16 protein-coding genes are annotated in these 26,195 nt (G+C 60.8%); 4 read left to right on the top strand and 12 right to left on the bottom strand.

Annotation, left to right across the window (positions count from 1 at the left end; translation table 11 throughout):
• Positions 1-172 precede the first annotated feature (172 nt).
• The 6 genes from WBQ96_RS03115 to WBQ96_RS03090 form a co-directional block, all read right to left on the bottom strand.
• Positions 173-2,359, bottom strand: a complete 2,187-nt coding sequence (locus WBQ96_RS03115) for a serine/threonine-protein kinase (RefSeq protein WP_336547328.1) — start codon at positions 2,357-2,359, stop codon at positions 173-175.
• Positions 2,360-2,365: 6 nt separating this feature from the next.
• Positions 2,366-3,145, bottom strand: a complete 780-nt coding sequence (locus WBQ96_RS03110; protein ID WP_336547324.1) for a PP2C family protein-serine/threonine phosphatase — start codon at positions 3,143-3,145, stop codon at positions 2,366-2,368.
• A gap of 12 nt (positions 3,146-3,157) precedes the next feature.
• Positions 3,158-6,703, bottom strand: coding sequence for a type VI secretion system membrane subunit TssM (gene tssM / locus WBQ96_RS03105; protein WP_336547322.1), 3,546 nt, complete (start codon positions 6,701-6,703; stop codon positions 3,158-3,160).
• A 6-nt stretch (positions 6,704-6,709) separates the two neighbouring features.
• Positions 6,710-8,164: a type VI secretion system protein TssL, long form gene (gene tssL, locus WBQ96_RS03100; RefSeq protein ID WP_336547320.1), complete on the bottom strand. Its 1,455-nt coding sequence runs from the start codon at positions 8,162-8,164 to the stop codon at positions 6,710-6,712.
• Positions 8,165-8,362: 198 nt separating this feature from the next.
• Complete coding sequence (locus WBQ96_RS03095; RefSeq protein ID WP_336547318.1) at positions 8,363-8,896, bottom strand: invasion associated locus B family protein; 534 nt, start codon at positions 8,894-8,896, stop codon at positions 8,363-8,365.
• Positions 8,897-8,935: 39 nt separating this feature from the next.
• Positions 8,936-12,826 (bottom strand): autotransporter, encoded by a 3,891-nt coding sequence (locus tag WBQ96_RS03090; protein WP_336547316.1) that lies wholly within the window; start codon positions 12,824-12,826, stop codon positions 8,936-8,938.
• Between the two features lie 554 nt (positions 12,827-13,380).
• On the opposite strand from WBQ96_RS03090, the gene WBQ96_RS03085 reads away from it, so the two are divergent.
• The 4 genes from WBQ96_RS03085 to WBQ96_RS03070 all read left to right on the top strand — a co-directional run bounded on the left by WBQ96_RS03085 (position 13,381) and on the right by WBQ96_RS03070 (position 18,108).
• A complete protein-coding gene (locus tag WBQ96_RS03085; RefSeq protein ID WP_337035866.1) occupies positions 13,381-14,826 on the top strand; it encodes a caspase family protein in 1,446 nt (481 codons plus the stop codon).
• 186 nt (positions 14,827-15,012) lie between these two features.
• Complete coding sequence (gene tssI / locus WBQ96_RS03080; RefSeq protein ID WP_336547311.1) at positions 15,013-17,337, top strand: type VI secretion system Vgr family protein; 2,325 nt, start codon at positions 15,013-15,015, stop codon at positions 17,335-17,337.
• Between the two features lie 10 nt (positions 17,338-17,347).
• The gene (locus tag WBQ96_RS03075) at positions 17,348-17,773 is read left to right on the top strand and encodes a DUF6484 domain-containing protein (protein ID WP_336547309.1); all 426 of its coding nucleotides are present in this window, start codon (positions 17,348-17,350) and stop codon (positions 17,771-17,773) included.
• A complete protein-coding gene (locus WBQ96_RS03070) occupies positions 17,770-18,108 on the top strand; it encodes a hypothetical protein (protein ID WP_165119915.1) in 339 nt (112 codons plus the stop codon). Before WBQ96_RS03075 ends, WBQ96_RS03070 begins: the two co-directional genes overlap by 4 nt.
• A gap of 17 nt (positions 18,109-18,125) precedes the next feature.
• On the opposite strand, the gene WBQ96_RS03065 is transcribed toward WBQ96_RS03070, so the two are convergent.
• From WBQ96_RS03065 to tssM (WBQ96_RS03040), 6 genes are read right to left on the bottom strand one after another with little or no spacing between them, the layout of a single operon-like run.
• Entirely contained in the window at positions 18,126-18,995 is an 870-nt protein-coding gene (locus WBQ96_RS03065; RefSeq protein WP_336547307.1) for a hypothetical protein, read from the bottom strand.
• A 9-nt stretch (positions 18,996-19,004) separates the two neighbouring features.
• On the bottom strand, positions 19,005-20,027 hold the full coding sequence (locus WBQ96_RS03060; protein WP_165119860.1) for a DUF4150 domain-containing protein: 1,023 nt from the start codon (positions 20,025-20,027) through the stop codon (positions 19,005-19,007).
• Positions 20,027-21,049, bottom strand: coding sequence for a beta-ketoacyl synthase N-terminal-like domain-containing protein (locus WBQ96_RS03055; RefSeq protein WP_336547305.1), 1,023 nt, complete (start codon positions 21,047-21,049; stop codon positions 20,027-20,029). The genes WBQ96_RS03060 and WBQ96_RS03055 overlap by 1 nt, the downstream gene beginning before the upstream one ends.
• Positions 21,046-22,149: a DUF2169 family type VI secretion system accessory protein gene (locus WBQ96_RS03050; protein WP_336547303.1), complete on the bottom strand. Its 1,104-nt coding sequence runs from the start codon at positions 22,147-22,149 to the stop codon at positions 21,046-21,048. Before WBQ96_RS03050 ends, WBQ96_RS03055 begins: the two co-directional genes overlap by 4 nt.
• Positions 22,149-22,682, bottom strand: a complete 534-nt coding sequence (tagF, locus tag WBQ96_RS03045) for a type VI secretion system-associated protein TagF (protein WP_336547301.1) — start codon at positions 22,680-22,682, stop codon at positions 22,149-22,151. Before tagF ends, WBQ96_RS03050 begins: the two co-directional genes overlap by 1 nt.
• Positions 22,664-26,194: a type VI secretion system membrane subunit TssM gene (tssM, locus tag WBQ96_RS03040; protein ID WP_336547300.1), complete on the bottom strand. Its 3,531-nt coding sequence runs from the start codon at positions 26,192-26,194 to the stop codon at positions 22,664-22,666. Before tssM (WBQ96_RS03040) ends, tagF begins: the two co-directional genes overlap by 19 nt.
• Position 26,195: the final 1 nt, after the last annotated feature.

Here is a 26,195-nt window from a genome sequence, read left to right as displayed (position 1 = left end):
ACTCCGCAACTCTGGTGCGTCAAATCAATTGATCCTCGGTCGATTGTAAAGTTTCAGAAGAAAACGGATATACCCATTTCGAATGGAGGGCTGATGCAAATCGAGGTAATATAAACGCTTGGTTGCCGAATAAAGGTGGATGCCACGTAGGCGTGGGACAAACCGGGAGCGCTTATTCGGTCACGAGAAAATAGCCGAAGTCGACGCCGAAGCTTCCGTTCATGCTGTCGATCTTTCGCGCGAGTTTGGGAAACAGGTCGGCTGCTCGTGAGACCGTCCTTCCCGCCGGCAAACCGAGGTCCTGATCGCTGGCAAGTGCAATGACCATTTCAGGGGACACATCCCGCAGTCGCGCGCTCTGGAATTTCAGCTCGAAGGTCTCCTTGTCGCCGTCGGTGACCTTGGTGGCGAAGCTGCCCATGTTGTAGACGAAGCCGTCGCTGTCGACCAACAGAAGGTCGAGATTTCTCGTTCCCTTCTTTCCGACGGTGGCGACGAGATTTTCGCCGGGCTTCAGCCTGTCCGCAAGCAAGGTAAGCGAAGGGCTGTCCTTTGCCGTTGGCTGGACGGCATTCAGAAACTCGGTCACGGCGCACTGGGCGTCCGTTATCAACTGCCCGTTGACCTCCGGCTCCTTGGTGCTTTTCTGCTTCAGCGAATTGTAGAGCCTCTCGAACGGCTCCTTCGTCAGACCGAAGCCCTTGATGTCGATCGATTGATCCGAGACCGTGGTAACGGCTGCGAAGAAACAACGGCCGCCATCGTAGCTTCGCAGCCATGAGACGCTCTGCTCGGCGGTTTCCACCATGTCGAGTGCTGCTTCTTTCGTTTCGGTCGGCGTGCGCTGGGGCAATGACGGTTCGGCCTGTTTGGGGTCGGTTTCGGCCGGCGGCGCATCGCCGGGCTTGGGGGTAGTCTCGCTTTCAGTTGCTGGCGGCGTAACGACAACCGGAGGCGAGGCGGGAGCAGACTCGCCCGGCTTTGCCTCGGGCGTGGTCTTTGCCTCCTCCTGCGGCTTCGGCTCGGCGTTCTGCGGTGGCGTTTTCGACTCCGCCTCCTTCAATATGTCGTCGAGGCTGGGCCCGCTTGGCTGCTCTTCCGGTTCCTGTTGCACGACAATTTGCGGCGCAGATGGCTGGCTCGTGGTCTCGCTTGTCGCGAACTGCCCGAACAACCCGAGAAAATAGGCGCCTCCCGCACCGCCTGCCAGAAGCAGCACCAGCAAGCCACCCATCAGGGCAGTTTTGGACGGTCTCGGCGTGGCGCTGCTCCCGGCCAGATTCAGACGGCTGGTGGCGCGGACTGGTGCAGATGATGGTGGCGGGCCCATACCGAGTGATGGGCTGGAAGTCGGCCCTTCCAACGCGGCTGCATGTCGCCCAAGCGAGCCGGAGGAGGGCGCAGAATTTCCAAAAGGCGAATGCGAGCCCAGCGTGTCGGGCGGCTGGGTGGCGGCGTCTGCCGATCCACTGCCGGTCGATGCCGGCCTGGCCGATCCGATCTTAGCCGAGCGAAGCCACGCCGCCACCTGCTCGGCGCTATCGGGCCGGTCGTCCTCCTCAGGCTGCAGCATCGCCTGCACGAGTGGCCGCAGGCCAGGATCGAGATCCGTCAGGTCAGGAACCGCGCGCCGCTTGTCTATGACTTCGACATGCGACCCGCCCATGTCGAGCGGAGCACCGCGAAGGGCTGCGGCAATGACGAGGCCGAGGCTGTAGAGGTCCGATCGCGCCGTCACTTCCAGGTTCTTGATGCCCAGTTGCTCGGGCGAGACGAAATTGTACTTGCCGGCGAAATTGCCGCCGATCAGGGTTCCGCCACCGACATTCGCCGAGCGCGCGATGCCGAAATCGATGATCTTCGGCTGGCTGACGTCGCCGTGCTGCAGGATGATATTGTCGGGCGAAAGATCGCGATGGATCACGCCTGCTCTGTGCGCCAGCGCCAGCCCGTCGGCCACGCGGATGAACAGCCGCCGCGCCTCACTCGCATCCAGCGGGCTGATGGCGATGCGATCGGCCAGCGATTGCCCGTCGACGAATTCCATCGCCAGATAGGGCCGCCCGAGACGAGGATCGCGCGAAAACGAATAGTAGCGCACGATGGTTTCATGATGCAGGCGGCCGAGAATGGTCGCCTCCTTCTTGAACAGCGCGAATATCGCATCATCGTCGGCAAGCTCGGGCAGGATGGTCTTGATGGCGACCGGCTCGCCCGTCTGAATGTTATGCCCGCGATAGACCTCGCCCATCCCGCCCGACGCGATGCGCGCGTCGATCTCATAGGTGTCGTTCAGCTGCGTGCCCGGCTCAAGGGTCGTTCTGTTGACGGCGATGCGTGTTTTTCCATCCGAAGTCATGGCAACTCACATCTTGCCCGGCCATTCGCCCGGTCGCCCGCGCGTGATGTTGGCCGGAGAATTGCGGAACTGGACGACGACGACGGTGACATTGTCGACCGCGCCCCGATCGAGCGTCAACCTGAGAAGGATGGCGCAGGCTTCGCGCGCGGTATGACGGCTGAGCACGCGCCGCATCTCGTCGTCGGAGACATGGGCCGTCAGGCCGTCGCTGCAGATCAGGAATTTGTCCTGCGCGCGGATTCTCCCATAGGTGAAATCAAGTGTCGGGTTGTCGAACGTGCCGATGGCGCGGGTAATCACATTGCGCCGTGGCGAAATCGCCGCCTCCTCGGGCGTCAGCAGGCCGCGATCGAGAAGGTCCTGCACCTCGGTATGATCGCGCGACAGCTGCGACAGGTTTCCGTCACGCAGCATGTAGATGCGGCTGTCGCCGGCCCACAGGCAGGCATATTGATGCTCGAAGGTCAGCAAGGCCGCCAGCGTCGAGCCGATCATGCCGGCATTGCGCCTCAAGGCGATCTCCCGGATTTCTCGATTTGCCGTCGTCACCCGATCTTCGAAGCGGGCGCGCAGATCCCGCGCTGAGCTTGGAACGCCGATCGATTTCAGGTTCTCGACGATGCAGTTGCTGGCAAGCTCACCGCCGTCATGCCCACCCATGCCGTCGGCGACGGCAAACAGGCCGCTGTCGGACTGGACCAGAAAACGGTCCTCGTTGAGCTCGCGAATGCAGCCGGTGTGGGTGGCGCCTTCGCTGTCGATTTCAAAGACATGCTTGCTCATGACTTTGCGTTCCTAAAAGCCGGCGGGACAGTTGAAATCTCGAAGCGCTGGCAAAAACAACGGGTTGTAGGAAGATCCGGTTCGTATGCTGTAGGAAACTTCGCGGCCGCCGACGACGAAGCGCACCACCAGATCGTCGCCTTCCTGGGCGATGGAGCCGGTGTCGATCAGGCGCATCAGCGCCCAGGGGCCGTTCTTGTCGATGCTCGAATCCCGCCCGGGTATTTCGGGGAAGATGCTGAGCTTGGCGCTGCTCGATGTGCTGTCACCCGGCCATGCAATCGTCTGCGGCGTATTGCCGGCCATCGAGGTCTGGATGACGGTCTGGTTGACCACCAGCAGCGCTTCGGCGTCCTTGGAGATGGTGTTCGGGGCGATCGTCACCTTGACGGCGGGCGTCGGGCTGCCGTCGGCAAAGAAGGCATTGCGGATTTCGGCAGCGCGCTGGAATTGGCGCAGCGTATCGCTGGAGAGTTCACGCCCAAGCCGCGTATCCTTCTGCCAGTCCCACGCATCGCCGGTGATGTTTGCCAGCGGCGCCAGATGCTCGTCGAAGAACTTGTCCATCAGGCCATTGGGACCGAACAGCTGGGTGAATTCGCCGATCTGGACGTCGCCATCGGCGTCGCGTGCAAAGGGATATTTGCCGGAAACGATCCGCTGGCACGGCTTGGTGATATTTGCCGCAAGTGCCTGGTTGAGCTGGGATTTCGAACTGCTGGCCTCCGCACCCTCGAACTCCTCGACGACTTCCGAGATCATCGTGGCGAAAGGTTTGGGAAGGCGCGACATGGTTCCGCGCAGATTGACCACCTGCAGCCGCAGCTTCTCGTTGGCCGGTCCCGATTGCGAGGGGTAGTCGGTTATGACCTTCAGGCTCTCCCTGACCTCGCCGAGATTCTTCAGAAGGATATCTACCGGGCGGCTGCCGGGGATTCCTTCGATCCAGCTCTGGTAAAGCCTGAAATAGGCTTCGATATTGGCGCCGGGATTGGCCGCGCCCGCACCGCTGCCTGCGGCTTCGCCAGCCCTTAGCTGCGACTTCCGATGAATGAGCCCGATGCGGGCAAGGCCGTCGATCTGTGCGCTGTCCATGTCGGGGCTGCCGTCGCCCCGGCTGAGTGCCGTCTCGTTGCCGACGGTTTCGAGCAGCTTGAGTAGCGGCGACGTCTCATCGGACGCTGCCGCTGCCAGAACGCCATAATCGGGCTGATCCTGCGTGATGGATTTCAGCTTGAGATTGGACAGCACCTTTTCCCACGCCTCGATGAAGTCCTTGCTGTAGCGGTCGACGAGTTCGGGGCCGAGCGCTTCAAGCCCGCTGACCTGCTCGGCATTCTGCCCGGCATCGCCCATGACCCATTGCTCGGCGGCAAGCCGGTCGGCCACGCCTGCGAGCTGCATGAGGAAGAATTTGTGGAAGCCGGCATTGGTGTAGAGGCCGGGGATATTCAACTGGTCGAGCCGGGTGCCGTCGCGCGTTTCAAAAACCTTAGCGGCATCGTCGCCGCTCAGGATCGGCAGGTCGCGCATGCCTTTGGCATAGGCCGAGGAGCTCATGACGAGTGCGGCGCGGTCCGCCAGCTTCATGCCGGCCAGCGATTGCTGCACCTGCGCGATCAGCTTGCCGTCGAGTTCAACGGCGGGCATATGCGACCGCCCGAGTTCCAGCATGTCGCGCAGGTCGGTCGCAAGCTCCTGTCGGGCGGCTTCGTTGCCGGCACCGGGCAGGAGGTTGGCTTCCCAGTCCCGCTCTATCCAGCCAGTGATAAAGTCTTCTTCGACGCCGGGCGCCTTGCCGCCCAGCATCAGATAGGTCTTCAGCGCCGGATAGGCGATTACCGGTTGGTTGACGCTTGCAGCGAGCTGCTGTTCCGCCCGCAGGATCAGTCGCGGGCGCAGCATTCTTTCCAGCGCATTGCGGTAGGTTTCTTCCGTTGCCGACGACAAGGTCTCGCGCTGCGTCAGGCCGAATGTCTCGCTTACCGGCGTCGGTTCGTTGCGATGCGCATACCCCGCCGGCATCTCGCGCAACTGGTTGAGCAGGGCGGCAATTGCGGAGAGGTCCGCTCCGGTGACCGGTTCGGACGCGGGCATGTCCTGCCTTGTCAGTTCCTGGCCGGCATCCGCGCGGTATGCATCGATGGAGTTTCCGGCAGCCGCGATCAGCGATTTGTTGGCGGCAAAGCTCCAGCCAAGCGTGCCGAGCACCAGCGCTGAAACGCCTGCGATTGCCGCCATGCCGCCATAGCGAAGCAAGGCGGTGCGCCGGGCGATGCCCTTGTCGAGCGAGCCCCATCCCGCCTCGGCGAAAATCAGATCCTGAAGCAGGTCGTGAATGAAAAAACTCTTGCCGCGCCCGGAGAGATTTTCGCTGGCCTGCCTGACCGCAAGGTTCCTGCCCATCGCGCCGATAAGCTGGTCGATCGGCGTGCCTTCCTGCGTGCCCGAGGAGAAATAGAAGCCGCGCAGGCTGGCGCTGCTTTCCGGCCGTGCCGGGTCGAATATCTGGTTGAGGAAGTCGGCGACGCGATCCTGCAACGCGCCGACCTGCGCCGGAAAGCCGAAGATGGCGATGCGCGCGGTCGCGTCCGGCTCCTCCTGCAGGCGATCGGGAAGCTCCTCCGTCAGGCGGCTGACCAGCGCGTCGAACTCGGCCGGAACTTGCGATACGAGATTTTGCTTCCGCTTTTCGGTCTGGAACGTCGCGCCCCAAACCTTACGGCGGCGCGCTTCGGTGAAGCCACCAAAGTATTCGCGAAAACCTTCGATCAGATCGGCCTTGGTGAAGAGAGCATAGACCGGAAAATCGACCTTCAATTCCTGAAGAAGCTCGAACAGGCGCTTGCGGATGGCATTGGCGTGAGAAGCCAACTCCCACTCCGGCAAGGTCAGCAAGTCTTCGACACTGATGGCGACAATGACGCCATTGATCGGCTGTTTCGTCCGGTTTGCCTTGAGCAGCGAAAGGAATGACAGCCAGCTCTTCTTGTCGGCCTCGGCGTCGGATTCATGGGTCGTGTAGCGGCCCGCCGTGTCGATCAGCACGGCGTCGTCGGTGAACCAGAAGTCGCAATTGCGGGTGCCGCCGACCCCCTCAACGGGTGCAGCACCTTCTTTTTCGGCGAGCGGAAATTTCAGTCCTGAATTGACCAGAGCAGTGGTCTTGCCGGCGCCAGGCGGTCCGATGACGACATACCATGGCATCTCGTAGAGAAACGAGCTTTTGCCGCTCGCGCGCTTGAGCACCGCGATGGCATCGGCCATCCGCTTGGCGAGCAGCGGGGCGTCGCTGCCTTGATCGTCATTCAAAAGGAGCGCTGTCTCGATGGCCTTTTGTGCGCCGCGGGCCCTCAATGCGCGAGCGGCGTAAGCGCCGGCGACCAGAATGGCTGCGGCCGCTATCACACCCGCCCGAACCCAGTCCGAATCGAGCGGTTGCGAGCCGTTGAACGCCATCAGAGGGCCGGCGAACCAGACGGCCAATCCGAAGCAAACGAGCCCCAGCAGGGCGAGAAGTGCCCCCAGCCAGGCGAATATCGGTTGCTTGCGGTCCATGCGTTCCTACTGCAGCGTTTCTTCCTTCGGGATCATGATTTCCACGCGCCGGTTCGCCGCGCGTCCTTCCTGCGTGCCGTTGTCGGCGATCGGTTCCAGATCGCCCTTGCCGTCGACCTTGAGCCGCGCCGCGTCGGACAGCGACTTTGCCAGCACGGCCTGCACGGATGCAGCACGCGCCAGAGACAGGTCGTGGTTCGACTTGTATCGGCTCGAAACCTTGGGTTTCACATTGTCGGTATGGCCGATCACGCTGATCGGGCCGGGCTCCTTGTCCAGTGTTTCGGCGATCTTCTTGCCGATCGGCTCGAATTCCTTCCTGGCGTCGACTTTGCCGGAAGCAAACAGCACGGCGTTGCTGACGCTCACCACGATCTGGTCGCCTGATGGTCCGACCGTCATCGTGCCGGCGGCGATCTCGTCGGCCAGCGCTGTGCGAACACGCTGCAGCTGCGTGCTTTCCTGTGGCGGCGGTGGCGTGTAGGCGACGGGCTCGACGCGCTCGATCTTTATCGTGGTCGTTGGGCTCAGTCCCGCAAGCCGCGTCTCCAGCGCGTCGGCCTCGTTGCCGATCAGGAAGCGCAGGAGAAAAAACGCACCGACAAGAATGGCGCCGGCAAAGCTCGCTATGGCCCACAGCGGCACGCGGGGGGCATTGCTCGCCCGACGTAACGCCATGCCTCGCCAGCGCGGCGAAATCTCGTCGTCGGGCAGTGTCTTTATCTGCCGCATCCTTAGGTGAAGGTTGCCTGCTACGCGCTGCAACAGCGCGCTTCCGCCCGGTGTGCCACGATATTGCCCCTGAAAGCCGAGTTGCAGACAGGTATGCATCAGCTCAAGCAGATCGTATCGCTGCGCAGGGTCGGCGAGCGCCTTGTCGAGTTCCTCGAAGAACCCGACGCTGGCGGAGCGGACCTGAAAGAATTTCACCAGCAGGCTGTGCAACGTCCAGGCATCGCGATCGACGCCCGGCAGGTTCTGCACGATTTCGTCGGCAGTGCCGCACAGCACATATTTGGCGACCGATGCTTCGTCCTGCGCAACGCCCGCATCGGTGGCCTTGTGCTCGAACTCGGTCACCAGCCGCAAAAGCTGGTTCATCATCGGTGCGACCTGAATTTCCGTGCTGTGAAGGCGCAGCCTGCCGAGCAGGATCAGCAAGGGTGCCGCCGCAGAAACCAGCGGATTGGACGACGGAAATTTTACGCCGTTCGCCGCATTCAGCGCAACGTCGAGGGCAAAACGTGGAGCCGCCTGTTCCGGCTGTCGCACACCCGTTTCAGGATTGGCGATGGGGAATGCGGGGCTGAGTATCGTGCCGGTGACCGGCGGTCGTGCCGAAGCCTGCAGACCCGGTGCCGGAAGTGCAGCGTCGCGAAAATCACGCCTTGACGCTGCGCCCGGGGAGGGGGCGATGACGGTTTTTCCTTCTCTTCCGAACGGATCATTCTTTCCGCTCATCTTCGGCTTTCCATGATGGCCTTAAGATCTGGATGATCCTCCGCAAATATTGGGTCATCGCCAACGGCCCGAACAAATTCTGGTCACAAGCAACAATACTTGTCGAGGTGAAAATAGGCGTAGGCTGAACCCGTTCTTATCTTTGCAGGATTGCACGGTAACAGCTTGGATCATCTGTCGATGGCCCAAGGCTTTGCATCAGATTTTCGCAAGACCGGTGGTAATTCCGGCCAGCGACAACTGAAAGATGATGTCTCCGCCCGTATAGGAACTGACGCCGACATTCAGCAGGGTTCCCTGCTTCAATCCGTCGATCATGCCGGCGTCGAGCGGGATGACCGCGTAGCTGCCGCGCTGGTCCGCGGTAACGATTGGGAAGGTCACAGGCGTCTTCTCGTCGATCCAGACCTTGACGCCATTGGTCAGCAGCAAGCCATGCGGCAGGTTCAACCGCATCGTGTAAGGCGCGCTTTTGTCTTTCCTGAAGATGGAAACGGCAAGCAGGCGTTTGCCGGTCTGCTTCTCCCGCAGCAATTGTCCAAGGGTGCATGAAAGGTTCTTCGACGCCGCGTCGCCCTGGCAGCTTATCCGCCAGCCCGGCTGCGGCTTTTCATCGGTGGTCGGTTTGGCTTGCGTCTTCGTCTGCGCCGTCGCGAAAGACAGGCTGGCACAAATGCAAAGGACGGCAGCGATGCCGATTGCCGCAAACCTGCTTGCCCGGATTCGCGCCAAATCTTGTTCCCCCTCGCAATTGAACGCCGCCGCGATGGCTCAGAACTTCGCCTTGATGCCGATCTTGCCGGCCAGCGACTGGCTGTCGGATGAGAACTTGGTCTTCAACTCGCCGCTGAGCGTCGTCGTCTTGGAGAGCTGGAGGTTGAGGCCGCTCGACAGGGCTACAGAAAAATCGGCGTCGTCGAACTCGAAGTTCAGCCCGGCAATGCTTCCGGTGTTGCGGTAGCCGATGCGTTGTTGCAGCTCCAGGCGGGCATAGGGGCTGATCGCCATGCCGTTGTCGAGGGCGAAGTCGCCATAGAAGCCGGGCTCGAATTTGAGGGCGCCGAAGGACACTTTCGACTTGCCGAACTCGTTGCCCTGGCTGTCGGTGAAGGCGTCGCCTTCGAACGTTGCCCAGAGCGCGCCGCCGCGAAGATCGAACTTCCACTTGTCGCCCAGCGGGAAGATATGCCCGACCGAGCCGGTGAGGGCATAGCCGACCGTGTCATAGTTGCCCGTCGAGGCGAGGATGTCGTTGTTGATATCGGTCTGGCCGATGAAGGTGGTGGCCGAAACCAGCCCGTAGGTCATGCCGGTGCGGAACAGGCCATAGGTGCCGATCATTCCGCTCTTGTTGTCCGCGTTGCCGATGCTCCCCAACCCTTGGATGGAATCCATCGTCACGTCGGACGAGGCGTAGCCGCCGAAGAGGCCGACATTCAGCCCGTAGGTCTGGTCGAAGCCGTAATATTTCGCCACATCCAGTTCGACGCTGCCGGCAAGAGAAAAGTCGTGCGCGGTGAACGGCGGTCCCTGAAGGCTGCTGGTGCCGTCGGAAACGGTGAAGCCGTCATGGCTCACCGCTGCGAATTGCCCGGACGCATAGACGCCGAAGCCCGGCGCGGCATCCGAACGGCCGGAGCCTTTCGGGAAATCGAGCGCGAAGGCCAGCGCGTCGTCGGTGATCTGTTCGATTGCCGCGGTAACCGTTTCGATCGGCTGGGAGTCGATCGCCACGCGCGTCGCCTGCGGCGAAACCAGATCGGAGGGCAGGGCGCGCAGATAGATGCCGCCATTGCTGCCGGTGATCACGTCATAGGCGAAGAGCGAGCCGGGTGTGTTCGGTATTCCCCCGACCAAAAAGATCGGCGAAGGCGCGCCGGTGGTGGGCACGACTTCACCGGCCACCGGCGCAATCGGGATGATGCTGACGCCGGTGAAGACCGGCGTGCCCAGGAGATTGACGAGAACGGTGTTCGTACCGCTCGCCTGGAATTGCCCGGCCGGGATGAAGCGGTCGCCCAGCCCGTCCTGTTGGTTGATGTCGATGCCGAGCGTGGCGCCATTGAGCGTCAGATTGCCGACGCTGAAGCGATCGGTCGGGTCGTTGTTGATCATGGTTATGGTGGAGTTGGTCGCCGAGACATTGCCCGTGCCGGTCACCAGCGCTGCCAATGCGGACCCGTCGACCGGCGCGAGCAGGCTGACATCGCCCGCAACGTATAGGGTCGAACCGTTCAGGAGCGCCAGATTGCCGATTGTCTGCGTGCCATCCTTGAAGCCGATGCTGCTGGAGCCGCCGCTGACGGTCAGGCTGGAAAATCCAACGAAATTCTGGCTTCGGAACGTGTCGCCGCTTGCGCGTGCAAGGTCGGTGTCGGTGATCGTGCCGACCGCGTTCGTGCCCTGGAACACCACGCCGTCGCGCAGGTTGAGATTCGTTCCGGCATTGATCGTCAGCGTGTCGCTGGAGATGCCGGTGATGTCGCCGCCGATCGTTCCGCCATTGAGATTGACTGTTTCGCCCTGAACGTCACCGGCAATGGTTCCGCCGCTGATGGTGACGACGTCGGTTCCCGCGCCGCCGATCACCGATCCGTTTATCACGCCACCTGAGACGTCGACGGTATCAGTGCCATCGCCGCCGAGAACATCGCCGCCCACCCTGCCGCCGCTTACAGTCATGGTGTCGTTACCGGCATTGCCATCGACCGACCCGGCGAGTGTCCCGCCCGTCATGTTGAACGTGTCGTCGCCGGCGCCGAGATCGACTGACGTAGCACCGGGGGTGCCGATTTGTGCTGTGCCTGAGACCGTGACTTCATCGCCGCCGCTGCCTGAAAAGACACCGCCGGTAATCGTCCCGCCTGAAACCACGATCGTGTCGTCGCCGGTAATTTCTACGCCGTCGCCAAACAGCGCTCCGGCTATGGATCCGCCGGAAATGCTGAGGTCGTCGTTCCCGCTGCCGCCGAGAACGCCGCCGCCGACGGTCCCTCCGCTTAATGTCATGGTGTCGTTTCCGGCATTTCCATCGACCGATCCGGCGAGCGTCCCACCGGTCATATCGAATGTATCGTCACCGGCGCCGAGATCGACGGAGGTGGCGCCGGGCGCGCCGATTTGTGCTGTGCCTGAGACCGTGACTTCATCGGCGCCGCTGCCTGAAAAGACACCGCCGGTAATCGTCCCGCCCGAAATCGCGATCGTGTCGTCGCCGGTGGCTTCTACGCCGTCGCCAAATAGCGCCCCGGATATCGACCCGCCGGAAATGTTGAGGTCGTCGTTGCCACTGCCGCCGAGGACGTCGCCGCCGATAGCGCCGCCGCTCACCCCGATGTTGTCATTGCCGGACCCTCCGTTGACGAAGGTGGTCACCGTGCCGCCGGTCATATCGAACGTGTCGTTGCCGCCGCCAAGCAGGACGGAGGTTTCTATCTGCGCTGTGCCTGAGACGGTTACGCCGTCATTGCCGTTGCCGGCAACAACGCCGCCAGCGATCGAGCCGCCCGAGATCGTAATCGTATTGTTGCCGGTACCTTCGCCCCCGTCACCGAAAAGCGTGCCGCCGATCGTTCCCCCCGAGACCTCTATCGTGTCGTCGCCATCATTTCCGTAGACATCGCCGTTGATAGCGCCACCACTCACCGTAATGTCGTCGTCGCCGGACCCGCCATCGACGAAGGTGGTCACCGTGCCACCGCGAATGGTCACGATGTCGTTGTCTTCGCCGGCAGTCACCTGCTCGCCGATGATCGCCGTGCCCGATATGTCGATCGTATCGACGCCTTCATTGCCAGCGACGAAGGTGCCGACGCTGCCGCCGGATATGGTGATGCTATCGTTTCCGGCATTTCCGCTGACGGACCCGGACAATGTTCCTCCGGTCATCCGGAATATATCGTTGCCGTCCTCTAGGCCCACGGAATCCGGGCCATCGCCCGCCACGCCGATTTGAGCGTTGCCGGAGATCGTAACGGTGTCGATTCCGCCGCCGCCGAAGACGCTGCCGCCGATCGTGCCGCCGGATATGGTGATCGTATCGTCACCGATCGATTCCGCGTCGTCGCCGAAAACCGACCCGGTAATGGCTCCGCCTGTAACGTTTATCGTATCGTCATCCCCGCTGCCGAAGATGTCGCCATCCACCGTACCGCCTGAGACGGTGATCTGGTCGTCCCCCGATCCGGCAAAGATGCTGCCGCCGAACGTACCGGCTCCGACGGTGATGATGTCATTGCCCGCACCGGTCAGAAGCTGGATGATCGGAGCGTCTCCCGCTTCGGTGTCCCGCCCGATGAAGCTTCCGCCCTTCATGCTGAAATTGTCGATGCCGGCACCCATGTCGATCGAAAAGTCCGAAAACGGCTCGCCTTCGCTGTTGTCGTCCTGCTGGATGTCCACGTCGCCCGTCACCGTGAAAGTGTCATTGCCAGCGCCGTTATATTCCGTGCCCAGTTGCCTGAGCAGAAACGTTGGATAATCGGTCGTGATGACTTCCGTCTCGGCGTCGTCGCAAACGACGGCGATCGAGTTGATCGGGCCCTCGGAGGGCTGCCGGGTAGCTTCGCACGCCTGGGCGCTGGAAGGGTAGATCGTATAGCCTATGGCAAGCGCTAAAATGGAAACGCCGGCGAGGTGAGCGGCTCTTGTGTCCCTGGTCATTGGCCCATCCCGGCCGGCCCGACACACGGAGCGGCCTTACTGAAAATGGATTCTTTGAACGCTCCCGGGCTTATCTATTTTTTGTTCAGCTTATGCTCGAAATGCTAGGCGAGCATCTCATTGCTTACAACACCTCATCCGCAGGTGGAGAAGATAATCGATTTAATGTTGCAATAAAGACACGAACAATTCTAGGTTGCTTCGTGTCAAAATCTCTTTGAAAATTGATGGTTTACAGTAATCATTCATCATCTTTGACGGACATTTAGCCGGCGGATACCTCAATTGGCCGATACTGAGCATCGGTTCAGTACCAAATTCGGGAGTTGAGCATTTTGACGCTGGGGATAACCTTCCCACGAGTAGAGGTGGTGAAAGGTCGCCCGTTGCATTTTCGGCTGGCCGATGCCGGTCAATGCAAATTGTTTCTGTAGAAAATCGAACGATTTAGTGCCATCATCTTCAAGCAGCGTAAGTTATGCTGTTTTGAAGGAATTAACTGCAGAGACATCAAAGCGGTTATCGATATGAAACCTTCCGGGAAATTCTTGGTCTTGCTGTCTTTCCTGGCGCTTTGCCTTGTGATTCCGCTTCCGGTGTTCGCCGCAGCAGAAAACCAGAACATGCCCGCCCAGCCCAAGCGTCTCGCTATCGTCATCGGCAATTCGAACTATCAGAGCGATCGCTACGAGGACCTGCCCAACGCGGCCAACGACGCTGCCAAACTCTCGGAAAGCCTGCGGCGGTTGAACTTTGAAGTCGTGGTCGGAACCGATGAGACATCGGATCAATTCGAAAAGATCTTCGAACGCTTCGACGGCAAGCTGGACAGCTACGCCGCCGTCCTGATCTTCTATGCCGGCCACGGCGTGCAGGTCGACGGCCAGAACTTTCTGCTGCCGGTGGACTCGCTTGACCCGGCCAACGTCGGCAACCTGACGGCCAAGGCGGTGAAGCTGAACGATGTGATCGCGCGCTTTGCCAGCCGCGATCGGCCGACATTCATATTCCTCGATGCCTGCCGCAACACGCCGCTGGGGTTGGATTCGGCCGGCGTCGGCCGCGGTCTTGCGCAGGTCGAAGTCGGCGAGAACACTTTCATCGCCTTTGCCACCCAGCCAGGCAATGTCACCGTCGACGGTGCCGGCCAGAACAGCCCGTTCACCAAGGCATTGCTGGAGAACATCGAGTTTCCGGGCCTCAGCATCTCCGACATGATGATCCGGGTGCGCAACGCGACGGAGGCGAGCACGCTCGGCAGTCAGGTGCCCTGGGATCAGTCGAACCTGCGCGAGCAATTCTACTTCACCGAATTGCAGGTCATCGACCCACAGGAGCTCGGCGCGACCCTCAACAGGATCCTCCAGATTCCGAGCGCCAAGGCAAAGCTGATGACCCAACTGGCATCGGCCGACAGCGACCTGCAAAGCACGGTCCTGCTTCTGGGCCGGCAATTGCCCGAGATTGTCCGCTCGGCCGATCCCGCCAGCCAGAACGACGCCGGCCAGCAGCAGATGGCGAGCTTGGCTCCGGCGGATCTGGAAAAGAACGTGGCTTCGGCCCTGGGGTCGGTCGTGTCAGGCAGCGACCAGACTGACGTTACAAACCCACAGGGTTCCGACGTCAGTCGCCGCGTGCAGGCCGAACTGTCGAGGCTGGGCTGCTACAGAAAGCCGATCGACGGCGTCTGGGGGCAGGGCTCCCAGAAAGCGCTTTCCGATTACTACCGGCAGACAAAGCAGGCCAACGCAGTGCCCGAACCCAATCTGGATCTTCTCGGCGACCTGTTCCTTCGCTCCGGGCGGGTCTGCCGGCAGCCGGTCGCGGCGCCAAAGCCAGTCAAGACCGCAACCATGGATCGCGCTCGCGACGGTACGAAAGCCAGCCGATCTTCGGGGCGTGCGCCCCAGCGCGAGAAGGTTCAGCGGCAGCAGAAGGCCAGGCCCGCAGCGCCCCCACCGGATATCGGCGCGGGCATCGGCATTGGCGGCATTTTTTGACGAATTGATTTCGAATGGCAGCGGGGCTGTGTGACATGCTTCATATCGGAGGTCGGGTGCGATTTCGTATGTCAGGCTGGTCGCCGGCATGGTGCGGTCAAGAGCGGCTCGCCGAATTGGCCGCCATGCCTTTGCCGCAGATAGCGGCTGACGCTCACGGCAGGCTCTAGAAAGGCGCACCCGAAAATGCCCGAAGCCACTGTCGTTCGAACACCGCTCGGCGGCGACAAGCTGATCTTCACCCATCTCGTCGGGCGCGACGAGGTCAGCCGCTGTTTCGGCTTCACGGTCGGTTTCGTCAGCAAGGACCCTGATATCGATCCTCTGAAGATGCTCGGTGGCGTCTTGTCCGTGGAGGGCGAATCCGGCGGTCCAAAACGCTGGTTCAGCGGCATCGTCTCGGAATTCCGCCTGACCCGCATCGAGGATCGTCTGGCCCATTATGAAGCCACGGTGCGTCCGTGGCTCTGGTTCCTCGGACATACATTTGACTGCCGGATTTTCCAGAGCTTGAGCGTGATCGAGATAGCCGAGAAGATTTTCGCCAAGCATGCGCCGGGGAAATTCGAAAAACGGCTGCAGGGCTCCTATCCGGCGCGCGAATACTGCGTGCAATACGACGAGAGCGATCTCGATTTCGTGCAGCGCCTGCTCGAGCACGAAGGCATCATGTATTTCTTCGAATACGCCGACGGCGACCACACGCTGATCCTTGCCGACGCGATGAGCAAACTGAAGCCGGCACCCGGCGCCGAAACGGTTCCTTACCATTTCGAGGGTGAGGCGACGCGACGCGACGTGGAATACATAACCGAGTGGATCCCCGGCCGCTCGGTCCTGCCCGGAACCTATGCGCATACCGACTACGATTTCACCAAACCGTCCGCCGACCTGAAGACGAAATCGGCGCAGCCATTTTCCCATGAAAGAGCAAAGGGCGAGCACTATCGCCAGCCGGGCTCCCATCTGGAACTCGGCCGCGGCGACGCGATAGCGGCGATCCGGCGCGAGGAGCTTCAGGCGGCACACCAGCGCATTGCCGCAGCCGGCACGGTTCGCGGCCTGTTTTCAGGGTCCACCTTCAAGCTCGACGGTTTTCCGCGCAAGGACCAGAACCAGGAATATGTCGTATTGCGCGCCGACTACAGCATGTACGATCCGAGTTATCATTCCGGCACCGACAGCAAGGGCGAGAGCTACCAGGTGGTGATGGAGGTGGCACCAACCGCGGTGACCTATCGTCCGCCCCGCATCACCCCGCGCCCCATCATGCGCGGCCCGCAGACTGCGACGGTCGTTGGGCCGAAAGGCGAGGAAATCTTCACCGACAAATATGCGCGCGTAAAAGTCCAGTTCCATTGGGACCGCGAAGGCAAGAAGGACCAGAACAGCTCCTGCTTCGTGCGCGTTTCGCAAAGCTGGGGTGGCGGCGGCTGGGGTTTCATCCAGATACCGCGCATCGGCCAGGAGGTGATCGTCGATTTCCTCGAAGGCGATCCCGACCTCCCGGTCATAACCGGCAGGGTCTACAACGCCAACGAGATGCCGCCTTACGGGCTTCCCGGCAATGCGACGCAATCAGGCTTGAAGACCAACTCGTCGCCGGGCGGCGGCGGTTACAACGAGATGATGTTCGAGGACAAGGCCGGCTCCGAACTGGTCAATTTCCAGGCACAGAAGGACCACAAGCTGCTGGTCAAGAACGACCGCAACAAGCTGGTGCAGCACGACCAGTCAGACCGCATCGACAACAACGCCAAGCACTCGGTTGGCGTTAATCTCGATGAGGACGTCGGAAAGAACAAGACGACCAAGGTCGGCGTCGACCGCAAGGTGGATATCGGCTCCAACGACACTGAGTCTGTTGGCATCAACCGCTCGCTGACTGTGGGCGCCGACGAGAAGATCCACGTCAAGGCGAATTCGACCGAGAACATCGATTCCAACCACACACAGACCGTCGGCGCTATCCAGACGGTCACGGTCAAGGCAGCGCGCATCGATTCCGTCCTGGCGACCGAGACGCGCAGCGTGGCATTGGCTCAGACCAATACGATTGGCGCGACGCGCAGCGTGACGGTGATTGCCACCCAGAGCCACGACATCGGGGCTTCGGATAGTTGGAAAGTCAAATCCAACCAATCGGTGGATGTTGGCGGCAATCAGACCTTCAAGATCACCGGCCAGCACAGTACGGATATCAGTAAAGGCCGTGACGCCAAGATCAAGAACGACGACGTTACCGACATCACCGGCGCGCGCGTCGTGAAGGTCAAGAAGGGAAGTACCGTCGAGATCACCGAAGACGGGCTGCTCAAGATCGGCAAAGACTTGCTTATCCAAGCCGGCGACGCGCTCGTCATCAAATGCGGCTCTGCTTCGATAGCGATGAAGAAGGACGGTACGATTTCAATCGAGGGTAAGAATATCTCGGTGAACGGCAAGGGAAAGATCAATGTGAAGGCGTCCAGCGATATCGTGATGAAGGGTTCAGAAATAAAGCAAAACTGAGGGTCCAACGATGAGCGACGTTCGGGAACGAATTGACGGTGTGGTAATTGGTGTTTTCCTCGGCTTCGAGCAGAACGTGCCAATTGTTGTTTTCCCCGGCAATCCAATTGAAAAAGCCGTCCCTGCGCGCAGCCTCGCAGAATTGACATCGGAGATGGTGGGAACGGAAGTGGCCCTCTTATTTCAGGAGGGCGATCTGATGCGGCCTTTGATCGTTGGACGCGTCATTCAACCATCACGAAAAACCACTTCGCGGCGTGTTGTCCACGATGGCGAAACGGTGAAAATCAGCGCTGAAAACCGACTTGAATTGCGTTGCGGTAAAGCCATGATCGTCATGGAGAAGGACGGCCGCATAGTAATTCGCGGTACATATCTGACGAGCCACGCGAGTGCCGCGAACCGAATTCGTGGCGGCTCGGTGAATCTAAACTGATGTCCGCTCCTATTTTGCGTGAAATCGTCCGCCAGCATGCTGAAATGGCGGCATTTCTCTGGGCGGTTTATGACCGCCATCTGCTTCATCCCGAAGAAAATCCTGAACTGGATGACGTGCGCATTGCACGACTCATCGAGCGGCTCGAGGCCCATCTTGATGGTCTGCGTGTCGCCGGGCAGGACGGCAAGGATATTGCCCAGGAGTTGTTCAGGGAATATCTGGAGGCTGGCGAACTGTTCGTGGTCAAGGCGCTTTCATCGAAGACTGCGATACGCATCAGGGACCTCGATATCGACAAGGTGCGGGCGTCGCTGGACGCCGGGCTTCGGTAGGCCTTAAACGAACTGGCTCAGAGATCCATATCCACTGAGAGCGGCACATTTATCCACTCGCCGGATGAATGGTATGCGGCGCCTTCGTTGCTATGTTTCCAAAGTTGTTCTTCGTACGTGACTAACCCTAAATTGCGTGTGGTCCACGCCACTACCATGGTGTTGTCTTTAAGCTCCAGAATTTCATCCCTGGCCGTTACGAGTGTGCGGCCCTGCCATCTCACCGCTTCTGCAAAAGTGATGTCGTCGCGCGCGCCCTGATCAACAAATTGCATTTCATCCCTTTCACCCAGAAGTGCGGTTCCTTCCCAACCCGTGACAAGGAGCTGCGCTCCGCCAAGTGGAAGTATGCAGGTGAGATTCATATTCGTTGGAATGTCGTAACGATCGAAGCCCCTTCCGACAACTTCCGCCAAAAAACCGCCGCTGCCGGAGGCAAGCAATCCATTTTGACCTATTCCTTTCAAATCATGCAGATAGAGTTTTGGTATTCCATCGGTAACCTGGGTCCAGTTGGGCTCATCCCAGCGGTAAATTATTCCATCATAGCATAGCCCGTAGACCTTACTCCGGACCGTTCGCAGGTTGGAAATTCTTGCCAGTTTGGGATCCATGTCGGTCCACTCGGACCAATCACCGGCGGCAAAAATGTAAACTCCGCAATCATCGTCAACGAGGACGATTTTGTCTGCAAGAGCTGTCATGGATGGTATCTCGCGATCGAAAACGCGCAAGACTTCTGCAGTTCCTGAGCGAGCCCTGAACAGGATCGAAATGTCGGGGTCTGTACCCGTATCGTCGCGCGGATGGCATAGAATGAAACTTGTCCCATCGTCGACGATAGTCACGAGTTTTGAGTAAAGAGTGTCAGGTGTTGCGAACTCCAATTTAACCTCCTATGGGGGACACGGACTGCTCGGAACGGACGAACCTGAACCCGTTGCAAATTGTGAGCCGCCAGGCGGTCGCCTGCCGGCCGCACGCATCTGCGTACTGTCGGTGCAGTCCATCTTGTCTTTGTAGTAGGCATCCAGAACGAGGCCGACGCATTCGGCTTCCTCATCGGTGAGCTTGGCCGCCTGCTTGACGGATTCGACACCTGCCGCTCTGGCTTGCTTATATGTCCACTTGCCATCGACAGCGACTTTTTTTGCTTCAGCTCTGCTTACGTCGTGAGCAATTCTATGCTCTTCGCCCTGTGTTTGACTGTCCTTCAGGCAAATGGCAGGTGCGTCGCCTTCGTGGTAGTTGGAACCCGGATGGGCGCTGGGCTTCTGGAAGAGGTTCCTGAGCGCCTTCCATGCTCGTGCGCCCATGTTTGCTGCGGACTTGAAAGACTCTTTCGTGGCGCTTCTGGCGCCAACTCGAGTGAATGAGCTATTGTCGATTACGTGGTGTGCCTCATAGTCTGGTGTGTCGCACTTGTTTGGATCGTATACTGTCATCTTCAGCAGAACTTTTTCACAAGTAGCATTCCAACCCGGCTGAACCTTGCATTGTATTGGCCAAGGGGGAGTGTTCGCTGCGGGAGATGAATGATTGTTTGTCGCGAGGTCCGTGAAGCGTATGACCGGCTCGCCATCAAATTTGACGTTGTTCGACCAGGAGTTGTCGTATTCCTTGCCGGTGTTTTTGGAAGTTATGATGCCCTTTTTCGCTGCAGCGCCGGCTTCGGTGCCGGTCGTTTTTGACAAGTCAGACTTATTCTTGATGTTGACTGTTTCACCGCCGATCTTGACTGTCCCAGTGCCTTTTTCGGTATCTCCAGCCATACCGAAGCTAGGATAGGGAACAGGCACGCCCGGCGGTGTTGCGGGGTTCTCGGGTGGCGTGAAGCACACATCGGGAAAGGCGGCGATGACTTTTGCGCTGACCGCCTTTCCGGAAATTTCCAGCGAGTTCGCAAAAACGTTTGACATCAGGCGGCAACGCCCAGAACGGCTGCCCCGCAAGCTCCTGCGCTGTTCGATGCTTCGATCAGAACAGGATTGCCTGCCGCGTAACCTTTGATGGCTGCAATCTGTGCCATCCCAATCATAAGTGGCACGACTGCCGCCCCGACATTGCCAATCGATTCTCCTGGCGACCATAGATCCTGGAAGTCATGACGACCGCGCAGGATGCGCAAAGAGGCCAGCGTGGTTTGCTTGAACCAATATTGTTCGCCCACCAGGTCTGAAATTCGGTAGCCGAGCTGGTTCATTTCAATACCGGTTTCAGAAAATGCCGACCGATATGCGCTTGTCATGCCGTCTCCCCGAAGCGGCAAGTCTTCTTTGTTGTAAATAGATGCTGTCTCGCGCGCGAGGCCAAGTCCGAAAAGTCGGAGACGGTCCGGCTTGCGCGAGGCCGAACACAATACCGCTGCGGCTGCCTCACCCGGGATAAAGCCGTTGGGGTTAGTCGGTCCCAAAAGGCGTTTGCGATCGAGATAATACGAGATGGTTTCCGTGGTCAGATAGCTATCTACCCCGGCAACCATCACATATGATGCCTCGCCTGCAGAAATCATGCGTCGCGCATAGTCGAGCGCGGCATGTCCTGAAGGTCTCCCATACTGCACGATGCGGGACCGCGAGTGAGGCTCCACTTCGACAATCTCAGCGATATCACGAAGGAGATTACTTGCATTTCGAATTGGACGGCCGGGTCTGTTCTCCTCACCAAGGCAAAGAATTAGCGCAGTCCGCCCACGCGCTTCTGGCGCATGTTGGAACGCTTCGGTGATCGCGCCCGCGGCCAAATGCGCCAACCGTTTCTGGCCCAGCCAGTTGCGTGGCAGCAGCACGGGCGCACCCACCACCCATTCTCCCTGAGGGCCATTAAACCGCGTTTCCTGAAATCCATCGAGGCGAGCTCGCATCGCAGCGCAAGCCGAGGGTGCGTCAAGACCGACCGCTGTGACCATTCCGACAGAAACGATGTCGAGCAACTTCGTCATGCCTGCTCAGCCTCCTCGTCTTCCGAAACTCCATCTGAGCGGATGTAGCGCCGCCCCGTCGCTTTTGCCCGCAACATCGACTCGCTCGGCGGACCTACCCAGCATTCCGAAAAATCAAGAATGGTACGATGAATGCGCTGCGACATGCGCCAAACCAGCGAGAAGCGACGGTTTTCGGGATCGAACAGCACCGTGTCGGGCAGAACTTCACCGTCAAAGACCTTCGTGCGCGCCTTGAACAGCGTCATTGGCAGCGCCGTCTTCGGCAGCCGAAAGCTTTCCCTACCCGCCGGCGTCAAGTTCACCAGCATCACCTCTTCGCCGCCCTTGGGGTGGTCGATCTGCTGGTCGGCCGGCGCCATCTGGAAATAGCGCTCGTCGAAATCCGGCGGCAGGAAGGGGAAGATGTTTTTCGCCCAGTTGTCGTCATAGGTGCCGCCATATTCGATGCGGCCCGGCCAGCCGCGGCCCATCGGCCCAAAGCTCATCGGCTGGTATTCGCCGAAGGGCGAGCCGATTTCCTCGCCGACCACTTGCGTGTTGGGAAGCGCCAGGCCGGGGATCAGCCTCTGGTTCTTCGGCCTTGCCCAGCCGGTGCCGACGGGATTGAACTTGTAGCTGCCCGGCAGCTTGTCTTCCGGGTCGAGCCTGTCGACGCCACCCCAGGCGGTGTCGTAGGAGAAGGGCTGGCGCAGGAACGGCATCGGCGTGGTGGCCGAAAAGAGCGGGCCTATCGCGCGCCATTCGCGATTGCCCAACACCTCGAACAGCTTGGACCAGCCGCCGATCTTGATGCCCACCGGCACGCGCTCGGCCGGGCGTCCGCCTGGAGCGTAGGCGCAGCCATTGGCGATCACGTCGCATCTCGGCTTGCGGAACGCAAAATCGGTTTCCCATAGCGTGGCCGAATAACCGGGTTCGCCGGTCTGCGTATCGGCCATGACCAGCGGCACCTGCTCGGCCGACTTGCGCACAGGGCCGCCGGGCGTTTCGGGAAAGTCGAAGGTTCCCTTGACCACCACCACGACATATTCGTGCGCGGCCTTGTCCATGCCCATAGTGAATTCGTGCGGAAAGCCGGTCTGATTCCATATCTCCATCAGCCGGCCTCCCGGCATTCGGACAGCAGATAATCGAGTGCCGCACGAGGGGCTTCCGGGTCGACGTCGATGAGGTCTGACGAGCGTGTCCAGAAAGCCATGCGCCAGACGGGCTCGCCTTCCGTGGCCGAAAGTGGAAAGGGCAGGGTGGCCAGATTTGCCGCGAGCGCGCTGGCATCGATCTCACCGCTTCGCGCCAGCTCGCCGATTTCTTCCAGCGCCTCGAACCAGTCTTCAGCGGCAATCGTCATGCCGGTAATGGCTTCCGGCAATGATACTGCGAGCGTGAGCGGAAAGCGTCGGCCGATGCGGTCGTTGCTCGGCAGCACCACACCGGCCGCGGGCCCGAACGCTTCCGCCCCGAGCAGGAAACGCAGCGGCGGATGCGATAGCTCGAAATGCGCTGCAAGATGCCGCGCGATCCAGCGGTCCCAGCGCTGGACAAAACCGCCTGCGAGCCCCGCGGTGACGAAGTCGCCGGCGGTCGGCAGCTTGCCGAAATAGCCCGGAAGGATCAGATCTTCGTCGGGCATGTGAACCTCGCGAACATCTGAAGATTGTAGGGGTTCTCGACACTTGCCGCCTTGAGCTCGAAGTCGGCGTAAAAGCCGTGGGTGGTCAGCCGCAGCTTGTAGGCTTCCGGCAGGCCGGTGGGGCTGAACTGTCCGCCGCGCAGCATTCTCAGCCACGCCCATGCGCCGGTTTCGCTCACCATGATTTCGGGCGAACCATCCATCGGCTGGAAGGCGAGCGTAATGACGCCGGTGCCGTCCTTGCCCGGCCATGTCATGGGCTGCGGGCGCGTGGCGTTGTTGAAATAGATCAGGCTCTGCCCGTCGACATTGAGCGTGACGCGCATCACCGTTGGCGACAGATCCTTGGGCTCGAGGGTGAAATTCATCACCGGCCCGGTGCCGCCGGGAAACAGGTCGTCGCGAATGTGCCGCGCCTGCTCGAAAGCGGCGAGGGCGGAAGCATCGAGACCGAAATCGGCGCGCCATTTCCACGGCTTGGCGGTGGTGTCGACATAGTTGATGAGATGCGTGTTGATGAAGGCATCGATCAGCCCGGCGGGGGCGAACAGGCGCTGGAAATCGGCGACATTGACGTCGATCGTGCTTGCCGGGTCGAACGGGTAGCGATTGGTGAGTGCAGCCTGGCAGAAGGGCATCACGTCGGCGCGCCAGATGGCGTTGAGCTCGGAGGTCACCGCCTTTTCGGTCAGGCCGGAGGTGTCGCTGGCGATGCCGGACAGCCATTCGTCGACGGGCGGGGGCAGGATTGCAGCCTGCTTGGCCACCGCCCCGGTCAGTTCGGCAATCCCACCTTGCTTCTTGACGGCATCCTGCGGGTTGGGGCTGGCGGTGATGGTCTGCAGCACGTTAGAAAGTGCGGTCATCGCCGCGGTTGCCGCATCCAGTGCCGGCGGCTTGCCGTCGACTTCGGCGACCGCACCCTTCAGCGGCTTGAAATGCTCGGCCACCGGCCCGCCGGTTATGTCCACCTTGGACGACGCCCCGAGGCTGGGCAGCAGCTTTGCGCCGCTGGAGGCCAGCTTGCCGATCTTGCCAAGCTTGGAGAGGATTTTCGAGGCGCCCTTGGGCGGGACAGCCGGGCCGCCATCATCCTCGGGGCGGTTGAGCTCTGTCTCGCGCACGACCGCATTGAGCAGGCGTCGCAGGGCGGAGTCGGCGCTGGAAAGATCCTTGAGATTGTCGTTGGCGGTCTGGAGGTCGGGCAGCGGCGATAGCCGGATGTCGCGCAGCAAGCCGTCCCATTTGGCGATGAAATCCTCATAATAGAGCTTGAGAATATCTTCCGAGAGTGCGGCCACCGAGGTTTCGGAGTTTTCCGTGCAGCCGCCGGCGAAGACCGCACGGTCCAGCGCTGCCTGCGCCGCGGTGTCCTGTAGCCGGTCCAGCACCACATCGTGGAAGCCGGCATAGGTGAAGACGCCGGGCAGGCCAATTCGCAGTGTCTTGTCCGAGCGGCGGGTGAACACCTTGGCGCCGTTGGGGCCGGCAAAATTGGCCGGTATCCAGTCCTTCAGCGATGTGACTGCCGGATCGGCCAGCAGCGCATTGTAGGCGCGCTGCGGCAGCGAGATCGAGCAGATGCTCTTCAGCGATTCATTCACCAGTGCATCGTCGGGCTTGATGTAGCTGTCCTGGGTTGCCATCGCGGCGATCGCCGCGATCTGGTGGTCGGCGGCAGGCTGGTTGGGGAAGGGCGGTATGGGCGCGAATTTCGGCAGCTGCTCCACCCACCATTGCTGGGCGAAGTCGGTGTCCATCTGCGCCAGGCCGGTCATCATGCGATAGGTTTTCAGCGCACCGAGCTGGAATTCCGGATCGCGGATCTGCCGCCACATCGTCGCCTCGAGCAGCGCCACCATGCGCGGTTCGAGGATGTTCTGCAGGGTGTGATCGTAGGCGTCGGTCTGAGCGCGTGTGAGTTCGACGGCCGCCGTCGGCCCGATCAGCTCCTGCACACCGCCCGGTACTTCGGTTCGCGCGTCGGCGACCCGGTTCACCGCCGTGAGCGCGTCGTTCAAATCGAGGGGGTCCACCGGCGCAGGCTGCGTCGCGATCTGGGTCAACAGCGGTTGCAGCCCTTCGAACTGGTCTGCCTGAGCGGCAATCGCCACGCTGTTGTTGCGATAGGAGAAGATGGAGAAAGCCCCGGCGATCAACACGGCTGCCGTGGCTGCCGCTGCTGCTCCACGCCATATCCAGGCGCGCCGCCTTATCGCCGCCGGATCGAATATGCCGAGCCCGGCCTCCTTGAAGATCACTTCGGTGAGCAGGTTTTTCAGGAAGAAGCTGCGCCTGTCGATGCGCTGAGCCTGCGCCATTCTCGGCGCCGGCAGGCCGAACGAGGAGGTTAGCGCTGCCGTCAGCCGGTCGATCGGCGCGCCTTCCTGCGTGGCCGAGGTGAAATAGATGCCGCGCAGCCAGGCGCTGTCCTCGTAGCGACTCTCGCCGAAAATGCTCTCGACAAGCACGCGGATGGGCTCGGACAGGCTTTCCACCTGAGCCGGAAAGCGGAATATTTCCGCGCGCACCGCTAGGCTTTCCTCGCTCTCCATGCGGGGTATCATGCGGCGTTCGAGTTCGGCTGAAAGCGCCGACAATTCCTTGGCCACCTCGTTGCCATCGACGCGCACGCCGGGCGCGAAGGTCGCGCCCCACACCTGCTCGCGGTCGGCGGTCGACATGCCGCCGAAGAAGGCCTCGAAACCCTTGATGAGGTCGGCCTTGGTCAGCATCAGATAAACCGGCAGGCGGATTTGCAACCGCTCCTGCAACTCCATCAGCCGCTTGCGCAGCTTGCGTCCATGCGTCTTCAGCGCCGCGTCGTCCTCGGAGAGAGCATCGACCGAAAGTGCCAGGATGACACCGTTCAGCGCGCGCTGCCCGCGATGCTTCTTCAGGAGGTCGAGGAAGCCGAGCCATTCGGTGGCGTCGACGTCCGGTTGGCTTTCCTGCTGGACATAGCGGCCAGCGGTGTCGATCAGCACCGAGTTCTCGGCAAAGAACCAGTCGCAATTGCGCGTGCCGCCAACGCCTTGTAGATCGTCGGTCAGGTCGATCGGGAAGTTGAGACCGGACTGGCGCAGCGCCGTCGTCTTGCCGGTGGCAGGCGGCCCGATGATCACATACCACGGCATTTCGCGCAGGAATTTTCTGCCGCCGAGCTTGCGCCGCTTCAGCTCGTTCATGATGTCCTGGAATTTAGCCCCGACTGCCGCGACGCTTTCATCGCCGGGGTTGAGCGGCTTTTCCACCGGGGCGGCGATCTCGGCCACGAACAGGCGGTTAGCGCGGATGGCGCGGCGCTGGGCGAGGATCAACCAGACGAGCCACAGGATCACCAGCAGCGCGATCATCGCCATCCGCACGGTTTCGGAGGCGAAGGGCGCGCTGTCTCCGATGCTGACGATCGGGCCGAAAACCCAGATCAGCAGCGACAGCAGCGAAAGTCCGATCAGGGTCCAGAGCCAGCGCGAAGTGAGGACAGCCCAGAGGAGGCGCAATATGAACATG

This window comes from Mesorhizobium sp. CCNWLY176 (genome assembly GCF_037153935.1).
GTDB lineage: Bacteria > Pseudomonadota > Alphaproteobacteria > Rhizobiales > Rhizobiaceae > Mesorhizobium_M > Mesorhizobium_M zhangyense.
This window is presented reverse-complemented; position numbering and strand designations above follow the sequence as displayed.

Bases quoted from the DNA above. Each gene is read 5' to 3' on its own strand.
- WBQ96_RS03115 (WP_336547328.1), bottom strand. From the start codon at position 2,359: ATGACTTCGGATGGAAAAACACGCATCGCCGTCAACAGAACGACCCTT.
- tssM (WP_336547300.1), bottom strand. From the start codon at position 26,194: ATGTTCATATTGCGCCTCCTCTGGGCTGTCCTCACTTCGCGCTGGCTC.
- tssI (WP_336547311.1), top strand. From the start codon at position 15,013: ATGCCCGAAGCCACTGTCGTTCGAACACCGCTCGGCGGCGACAAGCTG.
- tssM (WP_336547322.1), bottom strand. From the start codon at position 6,703: ATGGACCGCAAGCAACCGATATTCGCCTGGCTGGGGGCACTTCTCGCC.
- WBQ96_RS03075 (WP_336547309.1), top strand. From the start codon at position 17,348: ATGAGCGACGTTCGGGAACGAATTGACGGTGTGGTAATTGGTGTTTTC.
- tssL (WP_336547320.1), bottom strand. From the start codon at position 8,164: ATGAGCGGAAAGAATGATCCGTTCGGAAGAGAAGGAAAAACCGTCATC.
- WBQ96_RS03050 (WP_336547303.1), bottom strand. From the start codon at position 22,149: ATGGAGATATGGAATCAGACCGGCTTTCCGCACGAATTCACTATGGGC.
- WBQ96_RS03090 (WP_336547316.1), bottom strand. From the start codon at position 12,826: ATGACCAGGGACACAAGAGCCGCTCACCTCGCCGGCGTTTCCATTTTA.
- WBQ96_RS03110 (WP_336547324.1), bottom strand. From the start codon at position 3,145: ATGAGCAAGCATGTCTTTGAAATCGACAGCGAAGGCGCCACCCACACC.
- tagF (WP_336547301.1), bottom strand. From the start codon at position 22,682: ATGCCCGACGAAGATCTGATCCTTCCGGGCTATTTCGGCAAGCTGCCG.
- WBQ96_RS03060 (WP_165119860.1), bottom strand. From the start codon at position 20,027: ATGTCAAACGTTTTTGCGAACTCGCTGGAAATTTCCGGAAAGGCGGTC.
- WBQ96_RS03055 (WP_336547305.1), bottom strand. From the start codon at position 21,049: ATGACGAAGTTGCTCGACATCGTTTCTGTCGGAATGGTCACAGCGGTC.